General features: G+C 72.1%; 16 protein-coding genes. 10 read left to right on the forward strand and 6 right to left on the reverse strand.

The features are described 5' to 3' along the window. Positions 1-2: 2 nt before the first annotated feature. Positions 3-902, reverse strand: coding sequence for an ABC transporter permease (locus BR70_RS0113435; RefSeq protein WP_027466489.1), 900 nt, complete (start codon positions 900-902; stop codon positions 3-5). 205 nt (positions 903-1,107) lie between these two features. Here BR70_RS0113435 and BR70_RS0113440 point away from each other — a divergent pair, with 205 nt between their 5' ends. After that, positions 1,108-1,680 carry a hypothetical protein gene (locus BR70_RS0113440; protein WP_027466490.1) on the forward strand — a complete coding sequence of 191 codons (573 nt, stop codon included), beginning with the start codon at positions 1,108-1,110 and terminating at the stop codon, positions 1,678-1,680. Continuing rightward, on the forward strand, positions 1,680-4,193 hold the full coding sequence (locus tag BR70_RS22480) for a hypothetical protein (protein ID WP_051596918.1): 2,514 nt from the start codon (positions 1,680-1,682) through the stop codon (positions 4,191-4,193). The genes BR70_RS0113440 and BR70_RS22480 overlap by 1 nt, the downstream gene beginning before the upstream one ends. A gap of 170 nt (positions 4,194-4,363) precedes the next feature. On the opposite strand, the gene BR70_RS0113450 is transcribed toward BR70_RS22480, so the two are convergent. After that, the gene (locus tag BR70_RS0113450) at positions 4,364-5,683 is read right to left on the reverse strand and encodes a glycosyltransferase family protein (protein WP_175474949.1); all 1,320 of its coding nucleotides are present in this window, start codon (positions 5,681-5,683) and stop codon (positions 4,364-4,366) included. Positions 5,684-5,789: 106 nt separating this feature from the next. Here BR70_RS0113450 and BR70_RS0113455 point away from each other — a divergent pair, with 106 nt between their 5' ends. Both BR70_RS0113455 and BR70_RS0113460 read left to right on the forward strand, forming a co-directional pair. Further along, positions 5,790-8,315, forward strand: a complete 2,526-nt coding sequence (locus tag BR70_RS0113455) for a glycosyltransferase (RefSeq protein ID WP_442854645.1) — start codon at positions 5,790-5,792, stop codon at positions 8,313-8,315. After that, a complete protein-coding gene (locus BR70_RS0113460) occupies positions 8,312-9,058 on the forward strand; it encodes a polyprenol monophosphomannose synthase (RefSeq protein ID WP_027466493.1) in 747 nt (248 codons plus the stop codon). Before BR70_RS0113455 ends, BR70_RS0113460 begins: the two co-directional genes overlap by 4 nt. Positions 9,059-9,166: 108 nt before the next feature. Here BR70_RS0113460 and BR70_RS22485 read toward each other — a convergent pair whose 3' ends face one another. Then, the gene (locus tag BR70_RS22485; RefSeq protein ID WP_051596919.1) at positions 9,167-11,029 is read right to left on the reverse strand and encodes a glycoside hydrolase family 25 domain-containing protein; all 1,863 of its coding nucleotides are present in this window, start codon (positions 11,027-11,029) and stop codon (positions 9,167-9,169) included. Positions 11,030-11,149: 120 nt separating this feature from the next. After that, entirely contained in the window at positions 11,150-12,451 is a 1,302-nt protein-coding gene (locus BR70_RS20995; protein WP_081827387.1) for an O-antigen ligase family protein, read from the reverse strand. Between the two features lie 90 nt (positions 12,452-12,541). On the opposite strand from BR70_RS20995, the gene BR70_RS0113475 reads away from it, so the two are divergent. Further along, positions 12,542-13,909, forward strand: a complete 1,368-nt coding sequence (locus BR70_RS0113475) for a hypothetical protein (RefSeq protein ID WP_027466494.1) — start codon at positions 12,542-12,544, stop codon at positions 13,907-13,909. Positions 13,910-13,946: 37 nt separating this feature from the next. Here the strand turns inward: BR70_RS0113475 and BR70_RS21000 are convergent, their stop codons facing one another. Together BR70_RS21000 and BR70_RS21005 are read right to left on the reverse strand one after the other, a co-directional pair. After that, positions 13,947-15,347 (reverse strand): O-antigen ligase family protein, encoded by a 1,401-nt coding sequence (locus BR70_RS21000; RefSeq protein WP_051596920.1) that lies wholly within the window; start codon positions 15,345-15,347, stop codon positions 13,947-13,949. Then, the gene (locus tag BR70_RS21005; protein ID WP_081827388.1) at positions 15,344-17,488 is read right to left on the reverse strand and encodes an acyltransferase family protein; all 2,145 of its coding nucleotides are present in this window, start codon (positions 17,486-17,488) and stop codon (positions 15,344-15,346) included. Before BR70_RS21005 ends, BR70_RS21000 begins: the two co-directional genes overlap by 4 nt. A 45-nt stretch (positions 17,489-17,533) precedes the next feature. On the opposite strand from BR70_RS21005, the gene manA reads away from it, so the two are divergent. From manA to BR70_RS0113510, 5 genes are all read left to right on the forward strand, one after another. Further along, a complete protein-coding gene (manA, locus tag BR70_RS21010) occupies positions 17,534-18,742 on the forward strand; it encodes a mannose-6-phosphate isomerase, class I (protein WP_035808868.1) in 1,209 nt (402 codons plus the stop codon). A gap of 56 nt (positions 18,743-18,798) precedes the next feature. Beyond that, a complete protein-coding gene (galE, locus tag BR70_RS0113495; RefSeq protein ID WP_027466495.1) occupies positions 18,799-19,761 on the forward strand; it encodes a UDP-glucose 4-epimerase GalE in 963 nt (320 codons plus the stop codon). A gap of 188 nt (positions 19,762-19,949) precedes the next feature. Then, positions 19,950-20,282 carry a WhiB family transcriptional regulator gene (locus BR70_RS0113500; RefSeq protein ID WP_081827389.1) on the forward strand — a complete coding sequence of 111 codons (333 nt, stop codon included), beginning with the start codon at positions 19,950-19,952 and terminating at the stop codon, positions 20,280-20,282. A 178-nt stretch (positions 20,283-20,460) separates the two neighbouring features. Continuing rightward, positions 20,461-23,298: a glycosyltransferase gene (locus tag BR70_RS21015; protein ID WP_051596922.1), complete on the forward strand. Its 2,838-nt coding sequence runs from the start codon at positions 20,461-20,463 to the stop codon at positions 23,296-23,298. Beyond that, positions 23,295-24,698, forward strand: coding sequence for a DUF5719 family protein (locus BR70_RS0113510; RefSeq protein WP_027466497.1), 1,404 nt, complete (start codon positions 23,295-23,297; stop codon positions 24,696-24,698). The genes BR70_RS21015 and BR70_RS0113510 overlap by 4 nt, the downstream gene beginning before the upstream one ends. Positions 24,699-24,706: the final 8 nt, after the last annotated feature.

Here is a 24,706-nt window from a genome sequence, read left to right on the forward strand (position 1 = left end):
GTCTAGAGCTCCTGCGCGAAGTTGCCCTGCAGCCGGGAGAACACCCGCTGCGCCCCGAGCAGGCAGAAGAGCCCGATCACGAGGGCGATGCCGAGGCGCATCATCAGGTGCGGCGGGTAGTCGACGGGGGTCGGGTGGATCCAGATCGCGTTCTGCAGACCCAGCACCGACAGGGTGAGCGGGTTGTTCGTGTAGACCGCCAGCAGCCACTGCACCTTCAGCTCGGCGACGACCATCGAGTACGAGTAGACGATCGGCGACGCCCAGAGCAGCACCATGAGGCCGACGTCGATCACGAACTGCACGTCGCGCAGGTACACGTTGAGCGCGGACAGCACGAGGCCGATGGCCGCGCCGTAGACCAGGATCACCAGGAGCGACGGGATGAGGTAGATCAACCCCTCGTGCCAGGGGAAGACCCCGAGCACGACGGTCGCGGCGATGAGGATCGCGAACTGGATCAGGAAGTTGACCAGGGCCGCGCCCACGCTGGCGAGGGGGAAGACCTCGCGCGGGACGTAGACCTTCTTGATCAGCCCGCTGTTGCCGACGATCGACCCGGTCGAGCCGGCGACGATCTCGCTGAAGAGCGTGTAGGCGGTCAGGCCCGTGAACACGTAGATCGCGAAGTTGTCGATCGCCCGTGACGAGCCGAGGATCTTGCCCATCACGAAGTAGTAGATCATCAGCTGGGTCAGCGGACGCACCAGCGTCCACACGAACCCGAGTGCCGAGTCCTTGTAGCGCGCCTTCAGGTCGCGGCGGATGAGCATCCCGAGCATCTCGCGCTGACGGAAGACGTCGCGCAGTTCTCTCCAGGTGCCCTTGAAGGCGCTCGTCGGAGCGCCGATCACGACGAGGGGCTCGTTCGCGAGCGCCGTCATGCGGGCTTGGTCGACCATACGTCTCTTCGTTCGTGGGGGCAGGACCGGAACAGCATACTCATTGCACCGCGGGGGAACGCCGCGCGCCCCGTGCGCGGAATCCCTGGCGACTCCGCCCCCGAGCGGGGGGCAAAGTGCGCGAGAACAACTCTCAACCTTCACTTTGGGGTTACCGTTGACGCAACCCGGACCCTTGTCAACAACCACAGGACGGCCCGAAAGCATGCAGCTTGCTCCACGGTCGATCGCTGCGCTCGCGGTGGTCGGTGCTCTCAGTCTCTTCGCGGCGGGGTGTTCCTCCGGCGACGACCCCCGACCCTCGCCCAGCGCCACGCGGACGGCCAGCGCGACCCCGACGACGTCGCCGAGTGCGGCCCCCTCGACGCCCTCGACGCCCGAGTCGACCCAGCCGACCGCGGAGCCGTCCGACGACGACGTCCCGACGGCCTTCCCGGGCAGCGGCGAGACCCCGCAGCCCGACGTCGACCCCGGTGACTTCCCGGCGACGGCGGTCGTCACGTTCTCCGGATGGGACGCGGGCAGCAAGACGCTCCAGGCGGGCGGTCTGGTGTCCGGCACCACCGACGCCTCGGGGACCTGCACCTTCCAGGCGAAGAAGGGCGGCGTCACCCGCAGCGCGACGAGCACGGCGCAGGCCAGCGCCTCGTCCGTGAACTGCGCGCAGGCGTCGTTCCCCGCGAGCCAGGTGTCGACCGGCACGTGGTCCATCACCCTGCAGTACTCGGTCGGGTCGAAGTCGACCACGTCCGAGCCGATGACGGCGGAGGTGCCGTGATGCGTTCCATCCTCGACCGTGGCGGTCGCCGTCGACCCCTGCGTGCGGTGCTCGGCATGACCGCCGCCCTGGCGATCGCGGTGAGCGGCCTGACCATCGGCACGATCGTGTCCGAGCAGACGACGACCGAACCGGCCTCGGCCGCGGTCCCCGCGAACTTCGACCCCGGCAACATCATCAGCGACGCCAACTTCTACGACGGCGACGCGATGAGCGGATCGGCCGTCCAGTCGTTCCTCAACAGCGTCGCACCGAACTGCAAGCGCGCCTCGGGCGGCCCGGCCTGCCTGAAGGACTTCACGCAGAACATGAGCGCCATCGGGGTCGTCCCGAACCGGTGCTCGGCGATCCCCGGCGGCAACAAGTCCGCAGCCACGGTCATCGCCCAGGTGGGTGCCGCGTGCGGGATCAGTCAGAAGGTGCTGCTGGTCCTGCTGCAGAAGGAGCAGGGCATCGTCGCGACGAACTCGCCGACGAGCTACATGTACCTGCACGCCACCGGCTTCGCCTGCCCGGACACCGCCCCGTGCGACCCGGCGTACTACGGCTTCGGCCAGCAGGTCTACGCCGCGGCACTGCAGTTCAAGCGCTACCAGGCGTCGCCGACGTCGTGGGCGTACCAGGCGGGTCGCAACAACTCGATCCTCTACAACCCGAACGCGGCGTGCGGGCGCAAGACGGTCTACATCAAGAACCAGGCGACCGCGGGCCTGTACATCTACACCCCGTACACGCCGAACACGGCGGCGATGTCGAACCTCTACGGCACCGGTGACTCCTGCTCGGCCTACGGCAACCGCAACTTCTGGCGGATGTACACCGACTGGTTCGGATCGCCCACGGGCGGTTCCTCGCCGATCGGGCACGTCGACTCGCAGTCCGGCAACGTGGGCGGCACCATCGCCGTGCGCGGCTGGACGGCCGACCCGGACACCACCGCCTCGATCAAGGCGCAGTTCTACGTCGACGGCGTCGGCAAGGCGTCGGTCATGGCCGACGCGAACCGCACCGACCTGGCCTCGCGCCTCGGCTCGGGCAACACCGCACACGGCTTCCAGACGACGCTCACGGGCATCACGCCGGGCAAGCACACCGTCTGCGTCTTCGGCATCAACGTCGGCGCGGGCGCGAACACGCTGCTCAACTGCGGTGACGTCACCGTCCCTGCCGCGGCCCCGGTGGGCAGCCTCGAGACCGTCACCGGCGGCACCGGCACGATCGCGGTGAGCGGGTGGGCGCTCGACCGGGACTCGTCCGCCGCGACCGCCTACAAGGTGCAGGTCGACGGTGTCGGCGCGATCTCGGCGACCGCCGACGTCCAGCGGACCGACATCGCCGCGAAGTACCCGGGTGCCAGCAGCACGGTCGGTTTCTCCAGGACGATCCAGAACGTCGCGGCGGGATCGCGGACGGTGTCGCTCTGGACCCAGGACAAGCCGGGCGCGACCTGGGTGCGCGTGGCGCAGAAGGCCGTCACCGTCACGGCGTCGACGGGGACCTCCGGCGCCGTGAAGGGCTCGTTCGAGTCGGCCACCGGCGGCATCGGTTCGGTCGCGTTGAAGGGCTGGGCGATCGACCCGGACACGTACGCGTCGGTGCGGTACAAGATCCACGTCGACGGTGCCGGAGCGGCGGCCGGCAGCGCGAGCGCTGCCCGCAGCGACGTCGCGAAGTCCTACCCGAAGTGGGGATCGTCGCACGGCCTGGCGACCACGCTCACCGGCCTCACCCCCGGCAAGCACACGGTCACCCTCTGGTGGCAGGACCTGCCGAGCGGCACCTACGTCAGCGCCGGGACGAAGACCGTCACGGTCGCGGCCCCGCCGTCGACCGGCACCACGGGCAAGACCGGCGCCGTCACCGGCTCGTTCGAGCAGGCCACCGCCGGTCCGAACACCGTGGCCCTGAAGGGCTGGGCGATCGACCCGGACCGCTACGACCCGGTCAAGTACAAGATCCACCTCGACGGCGTCGGTGCCGCCGCGGGCAGCGCGAACGCGGTCCGTGCGGACATCGCCGCCGCCAAGCCCGGGTGGGGTGACGACCTCGGGCTCGCGGTCACCCTCACCGGCGTCAAGGCGGGCACCCACACGGTGACGGTCTGGTACCAGGACCTGCCCGGCGGGAACTACGTCAGCTTCGGCACGAAGTCCGTGACCGTGCAGGACGCCGTCCCCGCACCCACCGGCAAGACCGGAGCCGTGTACGGCGCCTACGACGCCGCGACGGGCGGTCGGGGGACCGTCGCCGTCAAGGGCTGGGCGATCGACCCGGACACGTTCGCCCCGGTGAGGTACAAGATCCACCTCGACGGCGTCGGCGCGGCCTCCGGCACGGCGAACGCGGTCCGGACCGACGTGGAGCGGGCACACCCGGGATGGGGTTCCGACGTCGGTCTGGCGACGACGCTCAGCGGCGTCAAGCCGGGCAAGCACACCGTGCGCATCTGGTACCAGGAGCTGCCGGGCGGGGCCTACAAGGACTTCGGCACCAAGACGGTGACGGTCTCGTAGCGGGTCCGGGACGACGGAACGCAAGGCTCCCCACCGGGCACGGCCCGTCCGCCGCTGGCGCGTCGACCCAGAACCGGCCGGCGTCGGCCCAGCTGCCAGCTGCCAGCTGGCACCGCGCCTCCCGTTCCGTCATCGTCACGTCCGCGGCGCACGCAGCCGCGGCAGCGGTGTCAGCCGCGGCGCCGGAGGGCTCGTGCCACGCCGCCGAGCCGGTCGAGGGCACGGAACTCGGCGGAGTGGGTGAGGGCGTCGTACCGGGTGGCGATCGCGTCACGCTCGGCCTCGGCGTGCCGTCGCGCGGCCTCGGCGTCCTGTCGGGCCCGGTCCAGGACCGCGACCGCCTCCTCGGACACGATGAGCCGGCGGTTGATGTCGTCGACCCCGGCGCGGTGCACGTCGCGCTCCTGCTCGGTCGCGCGCAGGACCTCGCGCTGCAGTGCCGCCCACCGCAGCAGCGGGTGCCGCGCGCCCGAGCGGGTCGCTGCCCGCTCCAGCGCCGCGTCGAGCGACGGCGCGACCTGTTCGGCTCGTCGGGCGTACGAGTGGCGTTCCACGACCACGTTCCGGAGCCGTTCGGCGCGTTCGTCGCGCTCGTCGGCAGGCATCGCGATCGCGCGCTCGAGCGAGGCGGCATCGGTGAAGACCGGGACGTCGGTCAGGCCGAGCTCGTCGAGACCGAGCGCGCAGTTCGTCACCGGCAGCGCGCCGCACGCGAGCGACTCGTACAGCCGTGAGTTGAGGGTGCCGAACTCGGCGGCCGGCGCGATGACGTCGTCGACGACGAACGCGGCGGCCCGGTAGACCTCGGGCAGGGCGAAGTACGACACCGCCGGCCGGAGCTCCACGCCCGGGGCGGCATCGACGTGCTCCACGTTGGCGGCGAACCAGACGACGGGCTCGGCCGGCGCCACCTGCTGCAGCACGTCCTGCACGCCGCGCCTGGCACCCCAGAAGTTGACGGTGGTGACCGTGCGTCCGGTCCGCGGGCCGGGCGTCCCGTCCACGTCGGGCCGGAACAGGTCGAGGTCGACGCCGATCGGGACCACCTCGACGGGGACGTCGACCACCTCGGACAGGGCGTCGCGGGCGATCGAGGACGACGCCCACACGGCGTCGAACTCGGCGAGGGAGGGCGACGATGCCCACTGTGCCGTCCAGTTGCGCACCCACGCCACCGTGGCGGTCCGGGACGGCACGAGTCCGGGGACGAACGACTCGATCATGCTGACGAGCACGGTGGTGTCGTCGGGGACGTCCTCGGTCCAGCGGCGGATCGGCCACAGGTCCACGCCCCAGCCGTGCGCACGCAGCGCCCGGGCGAGCCCGAGCGCGACGAACAGGTCGCCCTTGCCCTCGGTGGTGTCGTCCGTCGACACCGCGAAGCGGATCGTCCCCCTGCTGCCCGTCGCGTGGTCGCCACGAGCGATCGCGTCGTACTCGGCGGCGAGCGGGGACGGGGCGGGGGCCGTGGGGATCGAGTGGTGCGTCACGGTGCCCATTGTGCCCGACCCGGGCACGACCTCCGCCGAGCGCCGTGCTGCGCCTTGTAGGGTGTTGTCGGCCGTCGGGCATCCTCGACGGCCGGATCACCGACCCGTGCCGCGCCCGCGGCTGCAGCTGGAGGAACTCGCCGTGACAGAGCGCAAGCCAGGAGTCGTGTCCGTCGTTCTCGTGAACTACAAGGGCACGGACGACACACTGACGAGCATCGCCGAGCTCCGCAAGCAGGACTGGCCGCAGGACCGGCTCGAGGTCATCGTCGTGGACAACGGCTCCGGCCCCGAGCACGTCGGACGGCTCAAGGCCTCCGACCTCGACTTCACGTTCGTCGACTCCGGTGCGAACCTCGGGTTCACGGGCGGCTGCAACCTCGGCGTCGAGCACTCCTCCGGCGAGATCGTGGCGTTCCTGAACAACGACGCCCGTCCGGACACCGGCTGGGTGCGCGAGGCGATGGCGACCTTCGCCGCCGGCGCGGACATCGGTGCCGTGGCGTCGAAGGTCCTCGACTGGGAAGGCGTCAACGTCGACTTCACCGAGGCCGCGATGACCTGGTACGGCATGGGCTACAAGCCCTTCGCCGGGTCGCCGGACACCGGCCGCTGGGAATCCGAGACCGACGTGCTGTTCGGTACGGGTGCGGCGATGTTCATCCGTGCGGAGCTGTTCGAGCAGCTCGGCGGGTTCGACGACCGCTACTTCATGTTCTACGAGGACGTCGACCTGGGATGGCGCCTCAACCTGCTCGGGTGGCGCTTCCGCTACCAGCCGAAGTCGGTCGCGTTCCACAAGCACCACGCGTCGATGAACAAGTTCGGCGACTTCCGCGAGACGTACCTGCTCGAGCGGAACGCGCTCTTCACCCTGTACAAGAACCTCGGTGACGAGCAGCTCGCGGCGGCACTGCCGGGATCGCTCGCGCTGGCCGTCCGCCGGGCCGTCGGCCGCGGTGAACTCGACTCCACCGAGCTCGACCTCCGCAACCCGGGCGACGACAGCGTCCCGACCATCCCGGTGCCGAAGACGAGCATGGCGGGCATCTACGGCGTCGACCAGTTCGTCGAGCAGCTGCCCTCGATGACCGAGTCGCGCCGCGCGATCCAGGCGAGCCGTGTCCGCAGTGACCGCGAGCTCCTGCGCCTGTTCGGCAACCGTGACGAGCCCGCGTACCCGATCGAGAACTACCTGGCCGGCTACGACAAGATCGTGCACTCGCTCGGCGTGCTCGAGGTCGGGACCCGTCGTCGCGTCCTCATCATCACCGGCGACTCGATCGGCGAGAAGATGGCCGGCCCGGCGATCCGCGCCACCCAGATGGCGAAGCAGCTCGCGAACGAGCACGACGTGCGTGTGATCAGCCTCACGCGCTCGTCGCAGATCGACCCGACGTACGACGTCGTCACCGTGCCGCACCGTCACCCGCGGCAGATGGTCGAGCACGAGGCGTGGGCGGACGTCATCATCGTCCAGGGCCACGCGCTCCGGCTGTTCCCGGTGCTCGAGTCCACGCGCAAGATCCTCGTCGTCGACGTCTACGACCCGTTGCACCTCGAGCAGCTCGAGCAGGGCCGCAGCGACGACGTCGACCAGTGGAACCGTCAGATCCTCGACGCCTCGGACACGCTGAACCACCAGCTCGAGCTCGGCGACTACTTCATCTGCGCCTCGGAACGGCAGCGGATGTTCTGGCTCGGCCAGCTCGCCGGGTCCGGGCGGGTGAACGCGCGGACGTACTCGCGCGATCCCGACCTGCGCTCGCTCATCGGCGTCGTGCCGTTCGGCCTCTCCTCGACGCCGCCCGTGCACGACCAGCAGCGGGTCAAGGGCGTGGTGCCGGGCATCGGCAAGACCGACAAGCTCGTCGTGTGGGGTGGCGGGATCTACGACTGGTTCGACCCGATCACGCTCGTGCGCTCGATCGGCCGGCTCGCCGAGCGGAAGCCGAACGTCAAGCTGTTCTTCATGGGCGTGCAGCACCCGAACCCGGACGTGCCCGAGATGGACATCGTCGCCAAGGTGCGTGCCGAGGCCGACGCCCTCGGACTCACGGGCACGAACGTCTTCTTCAACGACGCCTGGATCCCGTACGAGGAGCGCGGTGCGTACCTGCTCGAGGCCGACGCCGGTGTCTCGACGCACTACGAGCACCTCGAGACGACGTTCTCGTTCCGCACCCGGATCCTCGACTACCTGTGGGCCCGTCTGCCGATCGTGACGACCGCCGGTGACTCCTTCGGTGACCTGGTCGCTGCCGAGAAGCTCGGGATCGCCGTGCACGAGCAGGACATCGACGGCCTCGCCGACGCGCTGGAGACCGCGCTCTTCGACAAGAAGGCCCGCGCCGAGTTCATCGGCAACGTCGACCGCATCCGCGAGCAGTTCACGTGGGAGAACGTCCTCGCGCCGCTCGTCGAGTTCTGCCGGAACCCCGTCCGCGCGGCCGACAAGTCGGTGCGCGACACCGTCGCGGCCGTCGAACCGCACCAGATGCGCGTGCGCGTGCCCGAGCGCAAGCCGCTGTCGGGCGTCCGCTACGACGTCGGCCGTGCTGTGCACTACTTCCGCACCGAGGGTCCGCGCAGCGTCGCGGGCAAGATCAAGCGGCGCCTGACGAACCGGTGACGCCGGCGCCGGCCTCGGCCCTCGTCGTCGTCCCGACGTACGACGAGGCCGAGAACGTCCGTGCGGTCACGGCCGCCGTGCTCCGGGCGGTGCCGACGGCGCACGTCCTGGTGGTCGACGACGGCAGCCCCGACGGCACGGCCGGGGTGGTCCGCGACATCGCGTCGACGGACCCGCGGGTGCACCTGGTCGAGCGCAGCGGCAAGCTCGGCCTGGGCACCGCCTACGTCGCCGGGTTCCGGTGGGGACTCGAGCGCGAGTACCCGCTGCTCGTCGAGATGGACGCCGACGGCTCGCACCCCGCCGACCGGCTGCCGGCGTTGCTCGACGCCGTCCGCGACGACGAGTCGGTCGCCCTCGCGATCGGGTCGCGCTGGGTCCCGGGCGGGTCGGTGGTGGACTGGCCGCTGTCGCGGCAGGCGCTGAGCCGGAGCGCGAACACCTACGCCCGGATCCTGCTCGGCGTCGCCGTGCGGGACGTCACGGCGGGCTTCCGCGCCTACCGGGCCGAGTCGCTCGCGCGCATCGACCTCGACACGGTGGACTCGAAGGGGTACTGCTTCCAGATCGACATGACCCGGCGGGTCGACGACCTGGGCGGACGGATCGTCGAGGTGCCGATCCGGTTCCGCGATCGTGTGCACGGGGTCTCGAAGATGAGCCGTTCGGTCGTCGTCGAGGCCATGGTCCGCGTCACCCGGTGGGGACTCCAGCGCCGCTTCCGGCGCCGGCCGAGCGCCTGACGGTACGGCTGATCCGCCCGCCGCACGACGGCGGTGTCCCGGCACGTCGCCGGACCGGAGGCGCGGTGCGGGCGGGCACCGCGCCTCCGGTCCGGCGCTCGTCGCGGCTCAGACGCAGGTGACGTCGCGGTCCTGGTCGCCGACCACGTACTGCACCATCCGGACCTGGCTGCCGGCGGTCAGCCCGGCACCGGAGCACGCCTTCTGCGCGGCCGCCACCCCGTCCTCGCCGACGGCGAGCCAGCTCGGCAGTCCGCGCAGGGGCGACGACGTCGGCACGGTGCCGACGATCTGCGAGAACTGGTACCCGGTGGAGTAGATGCCGACGGTGGACACCCCGGCGGCCCGCAGGGCGGCGACCATGCCCTCGATGTCCGCGCGGTTCTGCGTCTGGTGGTCCTTCGCGTCGGCGGCCGTCAGCCAGGACAGCCCCGTCTCGACGTCGATCCACCAGCGGTGAGAGGACGGGTTGGGGACCCCACGGGTGTGGGTGTCCTCGTACGCTCGGGTGTAGCCGTACATGAAGGAACACGCCTGGTCGTAGCCGCCGGTGCAGGTGCCGTACGGGTTCGTGACCGTCGTGCCACCCGGGTCGCGGTTCGTCCGCGGCCAGACCGACGCGGCCTTTCCGGGGTTCGCGGCGAGCACGTAGAGCTGCGTCGCCGGCTGCGACGTCCCGCCCGTGGACCCGGCTGCCCACGCGAGCTGCGGGGCGAGCGAGGGGTTGTCCTGGTTCGGCAGCGAACCGTTCACACCGACGATCCCGAACGCCTGGCCGACGGGGTAGTCCGACGGCGAACCGCCCTGCGGCCACGAGACGTCGGCGCCGAAGCCGGTCCCGCTCGAGCCGTCCAGGAAGTACCCGGCGACGTCGAGGTGGAGCTGCGCCGAGCCGCGCGAGACCTTGGCCTGCACCCGGCGGTCGACGCTCGACCCGGTGACCTTGGCCATCACGAGGTTCGCGACGGGCCGCCCGGCGTCGAACAGCTGCGTCGCCACCTGGGGGTCCTGTCCGGCCGGCGTGAGGCGCAGGTACCCGGCCGTCGTGGGCTTCGTGACCTCGGCGTTGGCGACGACGGCGGTCGCGGTGCCCGGGACCCCGGCCACGCCGGAGAGCCGGACGGTGCCCGCGGTCGTCGACACGGCTCCGGCGAAGGCGCGCGTGGTGTCGATCGGCACGAACACCGAACCGGTCGACGCGTTCGAGTAGTACCCGGCGACGTCCATGAAGACGGTCCCCGATCCCTTCGAGAGCTTCACCTGCGCCGCACCGCCGACGAGCTTCACGATGGCGAGGTTCGACAGCGACTGCCCGGCCGAGTACAGCTGCGTGACGACCTGCGGGTCCTGCCCGGCGGGCGTCACCCGGACGTAGCCCGCCGTCGTCGGCCCACTGACCTCGACGTTGACGGCGACGGCCGTGGCGTCGGCGGGGATCCCGCCGCGGCCGGCGAGCGGCACGGGGACGGGGGTGGTGCCGACCGGGCCGCTGAACACGCGGGCGGCGTCCAGCGGGGTGTACGTCGCGCCGGCGCCGTCGGCGTAGTAGCCGGCGACGTCGAAGTACCCGCTCGCGGTGCCCGCTGAGAGCTTCGCCTGGATCGACCCGTTCACCAGGCGGACGGTCACGAGGTTCGCGATCGTCTGGCCGGCCGCGAAGTCCTGGGTGGCCACGGTGGCGTCCTTGCCGGCCGGCGTCACCCGCACGTAGCCGGCGGCCGTCGGCTTCGCGACCTCGACGTTGACGACGACGGCGGTCGCGTTCGTCGGCACCCCGGCCGAACCGGCGATCTTCACGGCCTTCGGCGTCGTGCCGAGGGCGCCCGACCACACGCGCGTCGTGTCGATCGGCGTGTAGCGACCGGTCGCCGGAGCTGCGGCGTCGGCCGCGGTCGCGGGTGCGACGACGGCGACGCCGGTGGCGACGAGCGCGGTGGTCAGGACGAGAGCGAGGCGGCGGTGCAGGCGCATGTGGTGCTTCCTTGACGACGAGGACCGTCCCCCTGACGGTCCCGGGCAGTCTAGGGGCACCCGGTGACGGGAGCGCGTTCGACGGCGCGGTGGTGTGTCCGTCGGCACACGGCCCGGCGATCAGGTGCGTGGCAGGTGCCGACGCCACGACCGACGTCGTGCCGCGATGACGAGGACGGCCACGAAGACCATCAGGCCCGCGCCGTGCAGCAGGTAGCTCTCCGCCGTGCTGGTGACCGCGAGGAGCACCAGGACGGCGGCCGGCCACACGTAGGCGACGCCGGGGAACGTCGTCGCCGTCACCCACGCGCGTGCGAACGCGAGCACGGCCGTCAGCCCGAGGATGATCGTGCCGGCGAGACCGATCTGCAGCCACGCGTCGATGAACGCGTTCAGCCCGGACGTGAACCGGTGCCCGGCGGGGTCGATGAAGGTGACGTACGGGACGACTGCCTCCCGGGGCCAGGTCCCCACCCAGCCCCAGCCCTGGATCGGGTACTGGCCGATGAACACTCTGATCTGCGACCACAGGTCGAGCCGTGTCGCGGTACCGCCCGCTGCGCCGATCTCGGCGAGGACCCGGTGCCGGGCGAGCACGGCGACGGCGACCATGAGCAGCACCGTCCCGCCCAGGACCCCGTTGACCACGGGCCGTGTCGTCGGGCGGGCGTGCCGCAGCGACCACAGTGCGAGGGCGGTGACCGCGAGGGCGATCATCGCCAGACCGGTGATGGGGGACTGCACCAGCATCAGCGCGATCACGGCGAGGGCGACGGACCCGATCGCCCGCCAGGTGGTCACCGAGCGGGTGAGGAACTCGACGACGAAGGTGACGAGGGCCATCGCCGCGATGAACCCCATGAAGTTGCGGGTGCCACCGATGCCCTGGATCGGGCCGCCGTAGGCGATGGTGCCCTGGATCCCGAACGCGGGGATCGGCAGGTCGAGGACGAGCCCGGACAGGACCTCGAGGCCGAGCGCGGCGACGAGCAGGATGCGGAAGGCGTCGCCGGACGCCCGGATGAGCTGCACCAGGTCGCGGCCGAGCGCCAGGTACAGGCCGAGGCCGATGAAGCAGACGGTGCTGACGAGCCCCCGCAGGGCGACCCACGAGTACTCGCTCCAGAGCACGCTCAGGGCGCAGTAGCCGACGAGGGCCAGGAGCGACAGCGGGAGGACCCCGTGCCACTCGATCCGGTAGCGCTGGCCGAGCAGGCTGAGCCCGGCGAGGACGACGAGGGCGACGAGCACGGCCCAGACCCCGGCACGGCCGACGAGCGCCTCGACCGTCGGCTGGCCGAAGGCGAACAGGACGATGACCGTCGCGAGCGCCTGGCTGAACCGTCCACCGGCGGAGAACCCGACCCACGCGGAGAGGTAGCGGCGCGCGAGCACACGCTTCGTCAACCGTCCGTCCGTCACCCGACCATCTTGGCGCACGCACCTCGGAGCCGGGCATCGCGGAGCGTCGATATCGCTGATCCGTGATGAACCGGCTAGCGTCGTCCGACGATGCAGCGCCCCGCGAGCACGATCCCCCGCCCCTTCCACGCCCTCGGCGCGGTCGGCGCCGCACTCGTGGTCGGCGTGGTCGTGGCCGCGCTCACGTGGTGGCGCCTCGGTCCGGCGACCCGGGGGACCGTGTGGGCGGAGGACGGCGGTGTGTTCCTCCGGGAACGCCTGGCCCTCGGCCCGGTCGACTCCCTCCTGCACCCGTACGCCGGGTACCTGCACCTCGTGCCGCGGGTGCTCGTCGACGTCGCCTGGTCGGTGCCCGTCGAGGAGTACGCCCGGGCGCTGTCGGTCGGCGCCTGCCTGGTCGTCGGGGCTGTGGCGGCGACCGTGTTCGTGCTGTCCCGCGAGGTCGTGCCGCAGTGGCCGCTCCGTGCGCTGCTCGCCGCGGTGCCCGCCCTGCTGCCCCTCGCCCCGTTCGAGATCGCCGGGAACGCCGCGAACCTCCACTGGTTCCTGCTGTTCGCGGTGCCGTGGCTGCTCGCGTACCGGGCACGGACCTGGTGGGGCTCCGGCGTCGTCGCCGTCCTGACCGGCCTCGTCGTCCTCTCCGAGCTGCAGGCGGTGCTGTTCCTCCCGCTCCTCGGACTCGCGTGGTGGCCGCCACGGGATCCGTCCGGAGCCCGGGCGTGGCCCCGCGCCGTCCCGGTCACGGTGGTCGCCCTGACCGGAGGCGTCGCACAGATCGTGACGGCGGCCACCGACCACCGTTCGCGCACCGCGGGCTCGCCGACGATCGCCGACGTGATCGCCGGCTGGGTGCTGCAGCCGGTCGCCGGGATCTGGAACCCCGACGTCGGAGCCGCCGTCCGCTCCGTGGTGACGCACGGCTGGGGCGTCGTGGTCGTCCCCGTCCTGCTCCTGACCGCCGTGCTCGTCGCCGCCGTCGTGGTCGCGCAGTGGCGAGCCCGGTGGGTGATCGTGGCGCTCGCCGTGGCGTCCGGCGGTCTGTGGTGGGCGGCGCTGTACGCCAACGGCGGCGAGGCGCAGCCCTGGGCGGCGCCGACCGCGGCCCTCGCGGCCGTCCCGCCGCTGCGCTACGCCGCTGCGTCCGGCCTGCTGCTGCTCGCCGGCGCAGTCGTCGCGGCGAGCGTCCTGCTGGGGGAGCAGCCGAGGCGGAAGGCCTCGGGCTCGTCGCCGACCCGGTTCGTCCGTCTCCTGACCGGCTGGTGCGTCGTCGCGGTGGTGGTCGTCGCCACGCTGGGCAACGTCGGGCCGGGCCCGACCCGCCGGAGCGATGGTCCGGTGTGGGCGACACAGATCCCGGCGGCGGTCGCGGCGTGCGACGGGGACCCGACGGGTGCGGTCGCCGTCCGGAAAGCACCGTGGCTTGCACGGGTGCCGTGCGCGCGACTGCTCGAGCGCTGACGGCCCCGGTGTGCTCGGTCCGTGTCCGGGGAGGCGGTCAGCGCCCGGTCGGCAGCCGGAACTCGCGTCGTGCGGCCGGTGTGCGTGGGCCGTCGCCCGTGGAGTGGGGTTCCTCGCCGACCAGGACGATGCGCGTCTTGATCGCGATGAGGGCGAACAGCACCCAGTTGCCCTGGTAGAGCAACCGGGACTCGGCGACGGACTGCACGAGCAGTGCGACGACGACGAGCAGCGGCAGCAGGGACACCGGGTCGAACGGCCGTGGGACCTGCGTCGCCCCGTACCCGATGCGGGTCGCCGACGACCACGAGCGGTTCAGGGTGGTCAGGACGTACACGGCGAACAGGACCAGCCCGATCAACCCCGTCTGCATCCACACGTCCAGGTACGCGTCGTGGGCCTGCAGGTAGGTCACACCCTTCCGGTGCGCCAGGTCGGCCAGCGTCGGGATGCTCGGCCACCAGTACCCGATCCAGCCCCACCCGAGCACCGGGTGCTGGTCGACCAGGCCGAGGACGCGGTCCCAGATCTGCCCGCGGCCCGTCGCGTCGGCACCCTTGCCGAGCAGCTCCGAGACGGCTCCGCTCGCCGCTGACGAGACCACGGCGACCACCGCGGCGCCGAGCAGGACGACCAGGTACCTGGGGGTCCGCCGCTCGGTCGGGACGCTCCGGATCCACAGCGCGACGACGAGGACGACCACGACGACGAGCGCCGCGACGAGCACGGTGGACGACCGCGTGAGGGCGAGCACCAGGGCGGCCAGGACCAGCCAGCCGACGGCACGGTTCCGCCGGATGCGCCCCTCGGCGAACTGCACGGCGACGGCGATGGCGACGAGCAGGGCCACCATGGCGAGCAGGTTCGCGTTGCCGGGCAGACCCTGGATGCGTCCGCCGGTCAGGAGCTCGGCCCGCGAGAAGTAGAACGCGTCCGGGATGTCCCGGTCGCCGTAGTCGGTCCAGACCGGCACGATCGGGTGGCGCACGACCACGGCCACGAACGCCTCGAACAGCAGCGAGACCAGCAGCACCCAGCGCATGGCGAGGCTCAGCGCGTCCAGGATCCGGCGCCAGGTGAGGGTGGACGCGACGGCGAAGGCCACCGCGACGCAGATCACCTGCGCGGTGATGCTGGCGAGCGTCGCGAGACGCCAGTGCGACCACGCCACCGACACCAGGCACCAGCCCAGGAAGAACCAGAGCGCCCAGGGCGTCCGGACGATCGGCGGACGCGCCCGGACCAGGATCGAGACACCCCACGCGGCGACGAGCGCCCAGAGGACCGCCCCGCCCACCCACGTGAGCGTGTTGGGGACGGCGTCCCCGGCGAAGAGCACGAACAGCAGGGTTGCCCCGAAGGAGAACGCCTCGCGCTCGGGGACGGTCCCGCGGGACAGCGGCCAGGTGTTCGTCACGACGTCAGGGTACGTGCTCATCGACGACCGTCGCCGCCGAACGTGTCGAGTGCGCCGGCGATCTCGTCGCCGAGGTACGGGGCCAGGGTCACCGCGAAGGTGTTCGTCAGGTGGGTCCGGTCACGGTGCACGAGCACGCCGCCGATGACCGCCGGGCAGATCGTGTCGGTGCAGTAGTAGCGCGACAGGTCGATCAGGCGCGCCTTGTCCGGCATCCGGGCGACCGCCTGCTCGGAGCCGTCGAACAGGGTGAACCCGACCGAACGGCTGGAGTCGCACTCGTCGGTGGTCGGTCCGGACATCTGCCCCACGCAGGCCACGATGTCCGGTCGCGCAACCGGGTTGTCGCGCAGCGCCACGATCGGGATCCCGACGTCGGCCGCGGCCTGCCACGCCTGCACCAGGCCGCCGACGACGGCGTCCTCATCGGACTCGCCGGCCGCCGGCTCGACCGGCCCGTTGCCGGTCGAGTGCGTCGCGATCACACCGTCGAGGTCCGGGTGGGAGCGGAGGTACGCCATCGCGTTCTGCTTCCAGGCGTTGCAGTCGTCGACCTGCTTCTGCGAGCCAGCGCTCTGCACCGCCGTGGTGAGGTAGCAGCTCTGGTGCCCGGCGACGTCGATGCGCCAGTTGCGCGCCTCGGCGATCTTCTCGTACGTGTCCACGAAGACGTTGTTGTGCGAGTCGCCGATCGCGATGAGGTGCTTCGTGTAGCCGGACTTCGGGCCGAGCGCGCAGACGTTGAACGCGCTCGAGTCGTTCGACCAGCACGCCGGCCGGTTCGAGTCGTCCTCAAGGGCGTTCGCGGGAGCGGGGACGCGGACCTCCGCGAGCGCCGGGTTGACGCAGGGATCGGACGACGAGATCAGTGCCGCCGCTCCGAAGCACCGGACGTCACCGGTGCTCAGGCGCTCCTGGAACTCGGCCGCCTGGACCTGCTGCACGTGCAGGGCGGTGAGCGACGCGGCACCGAGCGCCACGACGAGGGCGGTGCTGACGACGCCGTACAGCGCGACCCGCCGCGGTCGGAGCGACCGCACCCGCGCGGAGAACCGCAGGGGTTCCTCGATGCCGAGCGTCGTCACGGCGGCGACCACGACCGAGCCGACCAGGATCGCGAGCCGGTCCTTCGTCGTGAGGTCGTGGCGGAGCACGATCGGCAGCAGGACGACCGCGGGCCAGTGCCAGAGGTAGACCGCGTACGAGATCCGGCCGAGGAACGCGACCGGGGTGGACCGGCCGACGCGCTGCAGGCCGGAGTGCCCACCGAACAGCACGACGAGCGTGGCCGACACGACGGGCAGGGCCGCGGCGATGCCCGGGAACGGCGTCGACGCGGTGATGGCGAACAACGACACCACCAGCCCCGCTGCGCCGAGCCACGCGCCGACGATGCGCACCGACCGCGCCGGCGTCGTCCGCGGTGCCGTCAGGGGGAGGGTCGCGGCGAGGCCGCCGAGCGCGAACTCCCACGCCCTGGTCGCCGTCGAGAAGTACGCGACACCCGGGGCCGTCTGCGTCTGGATGATGCTCCACGCGAGCGACAGCACGACCACGGCCCCCAGGAGCACCCGGGTGACGGTGACCGGGTCGGCACCCGATCGGCGCATGCGGCGAGCAGCCCACAGTGCGGCGAGCAGGAGGAGCGGGAGCGCGATGTAGAACTGCTCCTCGACCGACAGCGACCAGAAGTGCTGGAACGGCGACGGCCGGTTGCCCTGCGCCAGGTAGTCGACCGAGTCGGCTGCCAGCTGCCAGTTCTGCACGTACACCGTCGACGCGATGAGCTCGCGTCCGTACTGCCCCCAGAGCGCGCTCGGCACCCACAGCAGGACGGCGGAACCGGTCGCGACGATGGTGATGAACGCCCCGGGCAGCAGCCGTTTCGCGCGGCGCGCCCAGAACCCGGCGAGCCCGATCCGGCCGGTGGCGGTGAGCTCGCGGAGCAGGTGTCCGGTGATGAGGAAACCCGAGATGACGAAGAACACGTCGACGCCGACGAACCCGCCGGGCAGACGTGCCGGCCAGAGGTGGTAGAGCACGACCGCCAGGACCGCGAACGCGCGGAGCCCCTGGATGTCCCACCGGGTCGGGTCGGTCGACCGGGGCGAAGAGGTGCGGAGGGATCCTCGGGTCGGCGGTTCCACCGTGCTTGCAGACATCGCGGAGATTCTAGTGTCGCGCGCCGCGCCGGTAGGCTCTGGCCCATGTTCCTCGGCATCACGAACACCCCCCGCGACTACGCCTGGGGCTCGGTCACCGCGATCCCGGAGCTCCTCGGCCGTACCGTCACGGGTGCCCCGCAGGCGGAGCTCTGGCTCGGCGCCCACGCCGGCAGCCCCAGTGTCGTCGTCAACCCGGCCATGGTCGGCGGGGCCGACACGCTCCGTGACTGGATCGCCGACGAGCCGGAGACCGCACTGGGTCCGGACCGCACCGACCTGCCCTTCCTCCTCAAGGTGCTCGCGGCGGCGGCACCGCTCTCGCTGCAGGCGCACCCGACCCCGGAGCAGGCGGAGGAAGGGTTCGCCCGCGAGGAGCGCGAGGGGATCCCGCTCGACGACCCGGCCCGCAACTACAAGGACCCGTTCCCGAAGCCCGAGCTCGTCGTCGCGCTGAGCGAGCGGTTCGAGGCGCTGAGCGGCTTCCGCCCCGTCGAGGAGACCCTGGCCGAGGTGCGCGTGCTCGACGCCGGCACCGGACGGCTCGGTCCGCTCGAGGTGCACCTGCTGCACGGGCTCGAGGACACCGTCCGCTGGCTCGAGACCGCCGACGAGTCCGCGCTCGCCGTGGTGCAGGCCGCGAGCGACCTGGCCGTCTCGCTCGACGACGACCTGCTCACCCCGAACACCGCGACCGTCCGCGACCTGGCGACCAGCTGGCCCGGTGACCCCGGCATCGTCGTCTCCCTGCTCATGCACCGGGTGACGCTCGCCGCTGGGCAGGCCATGTACCTGCCCGCCGGCAACATCCACGCCTACCTCGACGGGCTCGGCATCGAGCTGATGGCGCCGTCGGACAACGTGCTGCGCGGCGGGCTCACGCCGAAGCACGTCGACGTACCGGAGCTCCTGCGGGTGCTCGACTTCACCGCGTACCCGGCCCCGGTCCTCGAGCCGGAGCGCATCGCCCCGGGCGTCGACCGGTTCGCGCCGGACGGCGTCGGGTTCGCGCTGCTGCGGGTGGACGGCGACGGTCGCCCCGCGGGACTGAGCACCGGCGGCGTCGCCCCGCTGGTCGGCCCGTCGATCGCCGTCTGCACCGAGGGCGTCGTCACGCTCGTCGGCGCGAAGTCCGCCACCCTGCTCCGCAAGGGCGAGTCGTGCTTCGTCACGCCGGACGAGGGCGACGTGACGGTCGAGGCGGACTCGTCGGACGGCATCACGTCCACCGTGTTCATCGCCACCGGCGCCTAGGGCGCGACACCGGCGCCGCGACCGGGGCGTCGCCGACGTCCGCTAGCGTGGCGAGCATGAGTTGGCTGGTCACCGGCGGTGCCGGGTACATCGGGTCCCACGTCGTCCGAGCACTGCGCTCGGCCGGCATCGACACGGTCGCGTTCGACGACCTCTCGAGCGGCTTCCGCGCGTTCGTCCCGGACGACGTGCCGTTCGTCGAGGGCACGATCCTCGACGGCGAGCTCGTCGCACGCACCCTGCGCGAGCACGAGGTCACCGGCGTGGTCCACGTCGCGGGGTTCAAGTACGCCGGCGTCTCGGTCGAGCGTCCGCTGCACACCTACGAGCAGAACGTCACCGGCATGGCCACCCTGCTGCGTGCGATGGCCGAGACCGGCGTCACCAAGGCGGTGTTCTCGTCGAGCGCGGCGGTCTACGGCACCCCGGACGTCGAGACCGTGGTCGAGTCCACCCCGAAGAACCCGGAGTCGCCCTACGGCGAGTCGAAGCTCATCGGCGAGTGGCTGCTGCGCGACATGGAGGTCGCCGCGGGCTTCACCACCACGTCGCTGCGGTACTTCAACGTCGTCGGTTCGGGGGAGCCCGACCTGTACGACGCCAGCCCGCACAACCTGTTCCCGCTGGTCTTCGACGCGCTGCTCGCCGGCCGGACCCCGCGGATCAACGGCGACGACTACGCCACCCCGGACGGCACCTGCGTGCGTGACTACGTGCACGTGGCCGACCTGGCGCACTCGCACGCGGTGGCCGCGCAGAAGCTCGAGGCGGGGGAGCCGCTCGAGCGTGCCTACAACCTCGGCAGCGGCGACGGCGTCAGCGTCCGGCAGATCATGGACGCCATGGCGGCGGGCACCGGGATCGCCTTCGACCCCGAGATCGCACCGCGGCGCCCCGGCGACCCGGCCCGCATCGTCGCGACCGGCGAGGCCGCCGCCCGTGACCTCGAGTGGGCGATGCGGCACTCCCTGGACGAGATGGTGTCGAGCGCGTGGGAGGCACGTCGCAGCGCCTCCTGAGCGCCTGAGGACGCGTCAGTTGTCCCCCGGAAGGCCCACCGGTGCGGTGCGACACGCCCAAACGGGGGACATGACACGCTGGAGCGGTCAGTGCCTTCTATGATCCGCGACTTGACTCAGACGAATGACACCGCTGTAATTACAGGCAACGGCCGCAAGAGTTGGGGTTCGTTGTCGAGGCGGCAGGGGTGATCAGGGTGAACGGTTCCGAGTTCCACGCCGGAGTTCCGGAGGACTGGCACGTCGATCCCGTGGCGCTCGGCGTCCCGGGTGTCCGACGTCCGGAGACCGACGACGAGGAGAACCCGCTCGCCTGGCAGGTCGACTCGCTCTGCGCGCAGACCGACCCCGAGGCGTTCTTCCCCGAGAAGGGCGGCTCCACGCGCGAGGCGAAGAAGATCTGCACCTCGTGCGAGGTCCGGGCGCAGTGCCTCGAGTACGCGCTCGAGAACGACGAACGCTTCGGCATCTGGGGCGGCCTCTCCGAGCGCGAACGCCGCAAGCTGCGGAAGCGGGCGTAGGAGCGTTCACGGCGCGCCAGCGCCGTGCGACCGCGCCCCTGAGGAGCCTGCGACGAAGGCGCCGGAAGGCGACCACCTCCGCCCGTCCCGCACCGTGCAGTGAGCGCGTCCACAGGTTCACGGCGCGCCGCCGTGCGCAGCCGACACCGCGCCTCCAGACCGTAGAGTGACGCCCGTCATGCAGCCCAGAGTCACCGCGATCCTCGTCGCCGCCAACGGGGCGGCCCACCTCGACCGGACCCTGGACGCGCTCGCCGCCCAGACCCGCCACCCCGAGAACCTGGTGGTCGTCGACGTCGGCACGACCGACGGATCGACCGCCGAACTGTCCTTCGGTGGGTCCGCGCAGCTCGTCCGTCTCCCCGCGGGCAGGGCGTTCGGCGACGCCGTCCGCCAGGGCGAGCGCAGCGCGCCGCCCGCAGCGACCGACGAGCCGGTCGACGAGTGGCTGTGGATCCTCGGCCACGACAACGCGCCGGCACCGACCGCGCTCGCCGAGCTGCTGTCCGCCGTCGAGATCGCACCGTCCGTCGTCGTCGCCGGTCCGAAGCTCGTCGCCGACGACGACCCCTCGCTCATCCGTGCCTTCGGCGAGAGCATGACCCGTTTCGGCCGGTCGATCGTGCTGGTGCAGGACGAGCTCGACCAGGGCCAGCACGACCGCAACACCGACGTGCTCGCCGTCGCCGCTGGCGGCATGCTGGTGCGCCGCTCGGTCTGGAACGAACTCGGCGGCTTCGATCCGGCGCTGCCGGACGTCGACGCGGCCCTCGACTTCTCGGTGCGGGTCCGTCTCGCCGGACACCGCGTCGCCCTCGTGCCGGAGGCCAAGGTCACCAGCGCCGGACCGATCGAGGAGTTCGGTCGCAAGCGCGTGTCCGAGGCGCGACGCGTCCGGATGCACCGGCAGGCGCAGCTGCACCGCCGGATGACCTACGCGCCGGCCGCGCTGGTCTGGCTGCACTGGCTCACGCTCGTGCCGTTCGCGATCGGCCGCGCGCTCGGACACCTCGTCGCGAAGCACCCCGCCGCCGTGGTCCCCGAGCTCTCCGCCGCGTTCGCCGTCGCGTTCGGCGGTGGCACCGGGCGCGCGCGCAAGAACCTGGCCCGCACCAAGAAGCTCGGCTGGGCGGCCGTCGAGCCGCTCCGCGTGAGCTGGCGGCGGGTGCACGAACACCGCACCACCTCGCGCGACGTCGAACTCGCCCGGGTCGAGGACGCCCCGATCGCCCGGGCGTCGTTCCTGAGCGACGGGGGCATCTGGGTGGTCCTGGCCGCCGCGGTGCTCAGCGTCGTGACGCTCTACCCGCTGCTCGGGTCGCCGGCCCTGACCGGAGGGGGACTCCTGCCGCTCTCCGCGACCCCGGGGCAGCTCTGGCAGAACGTCGGCTACGGCTTCCACTCGCTCGGCACGGGCTTCACCGGCCCGTCCGACCCCTTCGCCGCGGTGCTCGCCGTGCTCGGCTCGATCGTCTTCTGGTCGCCGTCCACCGCGGTCGTGCTCGTCATGCTCGTCGCGTTCCCGCTGTCCGCCCTGGGTGCCTGGTTCGCAGTGCGCAAGGTCACGACCCGCACGTGGGTCCCGGTCATCGGTGCGTCGCTCTACGCGATCGCCCCGTCGCTCGTCGGCGCGGTGACCACCGGGCACCTCGGCGCCGTGATCGCGCACCTGGTCCTGCCGTGGCTGTTCGTCGCCGTGCTCGAGGCGCACCGCTCGTGGGCGTGGGCCTCCGGCGCGTCGCTCCTGTTCGCCGTCGTCGCCGCCTCGGCGCCGTCGCTGTTGCCGGTCCTGCTGATCGGCTGGCTCGTGGCGCTCCTGGTCGGCTGGCGCCGGGCACACCGTCGTGTGTTCATCCCGGTGCCGACCGCGGTGCTGTTCCTGCCGCTGATCCTGGCGCAGGCGGCACGGGGCAACCTGCTCGCCGTGTTCGCCGACCCCGGTGTGCCGTCCGCGACGCGGGCGCCGTCCGCGCTCCAGCTGGCCATCGGGCAGCCCCTGCCGGACTGGAGCGGCTGGCTCCCGGCCACCTCCGGGCTCGGACTGGTCGCCGCGGCCCTGCCGATCGTGATGGCCGTCCTCGCGCTCCCCGTGGCCGTCGCCGCGATCGGGGCGATGCTCGGACACCGCTGGGCGGTCGCCGGCTCGGCGCTCGTCATCGCGCTCCTCGGCTTCGCGACGGCCTTCGCCGCCACCCACGTCACCGTCACCGGTGTCGGCTCGACCACCACCATCGTCTGGCCCGGCAGCGGTCTGTCCGTGTACTGGCTCGCCCTCGTGGTCGCGGCCTGCATCGGCATCGACGTGCTGCCCAAGGCCGCCCCGGTCACCGGGCTCGTCGCGACCGTGCTCGCCGGGGTCGCCGTGGCGCCGGCCTTCGCAGCGTTCTACCTCGGCACGGCCACGATCGAGCCGACCACGGGCCGGGTGCTCAGCGCCTACGTGAACGCCGAGGCCCAGGCGAACCCGGACGTCGGCACGCTCGTGGTCGTCCCGCAGGACGACGGATCGCTCGCGGTCACGCTCGAGCGCGGGCAGGGTTCCACCCTCGACGACCAGTCGACGCTCGACGCCACCGCACTCCGGCTGAGCGAGTCCGGCGCACGCCTCACCACGCTCGCCGGCAACCTGGCGAGCCGCAGCGGGTACGACCCGCGGCCGGCGCTCCGCGAGCTCGGCGTGAGCTTCGTGCTCATCGATGACGCCGACGACGACCCCGAGGCGCAGACGGTGCACGACCGGGCCGCGGGCGCCATCGGGCAGAACGCGCTCTTCACGAGCATCGGCGAGACCACCAACGGGCAGCTGTTCCACTACGACGGCGAGGTCGACCGCACCCGCTCCGGCTCCGCCGCGACCCAGGCCACCCACGTGCTGTACCTCGTCGTGCTCGGCGTGGTCTTCGGCGCCGCAGCCCTGCTCGCGGTCCCGACGGCACCGCGCCGCCGCCGTGCCACCTCGAACGTCATCGAGGCCGAGGAACCCGCCACCACCTTCGACGAGGAGCGAGACGAATGAGCCGCACCCCCGCCTCCGTCCGCCGGTGGGTCGTCCGCGGCACCGCCACGGCGGTCGCCGTCGTCGTCGCCGCCGGCGCGGTCACCGCGGCGCACGCCTACGGCACCGACTCCGAGCCCGGGCGTCCGGCCGGGCGCACGGTCACACCGATCCCGGCCGCTGCCGAGCGCGTCTGCGCCGGCAGCGCCCTGCGCCTGTCCGACGACGCCGGCAACGACGCGACCCAGGCGAGCACGGTCGGCACCGCCACCGTCGCCACCGCGACCACGGGCTCGACGGTCGACCGGTCCGAGCTCGACGCCTCGACCACCGGCGGCAGCGACCCCCGGCTGCTGACGGCCCCGGCGGGGGAGACCACGCCGCAGGTCGCGGGCAGCAGCTTCCAGAGCGTCTCGAACGGCGACCTCGTCGGCGCCGGTGCCGCCTCGTGCGACGACCCGAGCCAGTCCACCTGGCTCGTCGGCGGTTCGACGGAGACCGGGCGCACCAGCCTCGTCACGCTGTCGAACCCGACCGACGTGAACGCCACCGTCGACCTGGCGATCTTCGACAGCAACGGCACCGTCAGCGCGCCGGGCACCACCGGGATCGTCGTGGCGCCGAACACGCAGAAGGTCGTCCCGCTCTCGGGCTTCGTCTCCGACGCGGCCTCGACCGTCGTGCACGTCACCTCATCCGGCGGCCAGATCGTGGCACACATGCAGGAGACCGTCGTCCGGACGCTCACGCCGGGCGGCTACGACATCGTCTCCGGCGGCGCCGCGCCCACGCGCTCGCAGGTGATCCCCGCGGTCGCCCTCGCGAACGCCAAGGCGGCCCAGCGCGGCAGCGACACCGCGGACGCCGCACCGGTCGTCCGGCTGTTCGTCCCCGGCGAGCGGTCCGCACGCGTCACCCTCGGCATCACGACGGCGGACGGTGGCGGCACGACCGTCAACGCCACCGCCGAACCCGGCGTCGTCACCGACGTCCCGCTCGACGACTTCCCGGACGGCCGGTACTCGTTCACCATCACCTCGACCGTCCCGATCGTCGCCGGGGCCCGCACGACGACCCCGACCGACGGCGACGGCACCGACCTCGGCTGGTTCGCGTCGGCGGAGCCGCTCGGCGAGCGGGCGATCACCTCGATCGCCCCGGGCGACGGCGCACGGCTGAACCTCGTCAACCCGACCCGATCGGACCGCACCGTGACGATCCGCTCGGGCGACGAGCAGCGTCGGGTCGAGGTGCCGTCGGGAGCGACCGAGACCCTGTCGGTCCAGACCGCGAAGCAGCTCACGATCACCGGTGCCGACGGAGTCGTCGCCGGCGTCAGCTACCTCGGGGACGACGGGATCGCCGGGTTCCCGATCCGTCCGGCCACCGCGGTGTCGACCCCGGTCCGCGTCTACCCCTGACGCCCGGC

Source organism: Curtobacterium sp. UNCCL17 (genome assembly GCF_000686685.1).
Classification (GTDB): domain Bacteria; phylum Actinomycetota; class Actinomycetes; order Actinomycetales; family Microbacteriaceae; genus Curtobacterium; species Curtobacterium flaccumfaciens.

Coding starts and splice junctions, on each gene's coding strand:
- BR70_RS0113510 (WP_027466497.1), top strand. CDS start 23,295: ATGAGCCGCACCCCCGCCTCCGTCCGCCGGTGGGTCGTCCGCGGCACC.
- BR70_RS22480 (WP_051596918.1), top strand. CDS start 1,680: ATGCGTTCCATCCTCGACCGTGGCGGTCGCCGTCGACCCCTGCGTGCG.
- galE (WP_027466495.1), top strand. CDS start 18,799: ATGAGTTGGCTGGTCACCGGCGGTGCCGGGTACATCGGGTCCCACGTC.
- BR70_RS21015 (WP_051596922.1), top strand. CDS start 20,461: ATGCAGCCCAGAGTCACCGCGATCCTCGTCGCCGCCAACGGGGCGGCC.
- BR70_RS0113440 (WP_027466490.1), top strand. CDS start 1,108: ATGCAGCTTGCTCCACGGTCGATCGCTGCGCTCGCGGTGGTCGGTGCT.
- BR70_RS22485 (WP_051596919.1), bottom strand. CDS start 11,029: ATGCGCCTGCACCGCCGCCTCGCTCTCGTCCTGACCACCGCGCTCGTC.
- manA (WP_035808868.1), top strand. CDS start 17,534: ATGTTCCTCGGCATCACGAACACCCCCCGCGACTACGCCTGGGGCTCG.
- BR70_RS0113435 (WP_027466489.1), bottom strand. CDS start 902: ATGGTCGACCAAGCCCGCATGACGGCGCTCGCGAACGAGCCCCTCGTC.
- BR70_RS0113475 (WP_027466494.1), top strand. CDS start 12,542: ATGCAGCGCCCCGCGAGCACGATCCCCCGCCCCTTCCACGCCCTCGGC.
- BR70_RS21005 (WP_081827388.1), bottom strand. CDS start 17,488: ATGTCTGCAAGCACGGTGGAACCGCCGACCCGAGGATCCCTCCGCACC.
- BR70_RS21000 (WP_051596920.1), bottom strand. CDS start 15,347: ATGAGCACGTACCCTGACGTCGTGACGAACACCTGGCCGCTGTCCCGC.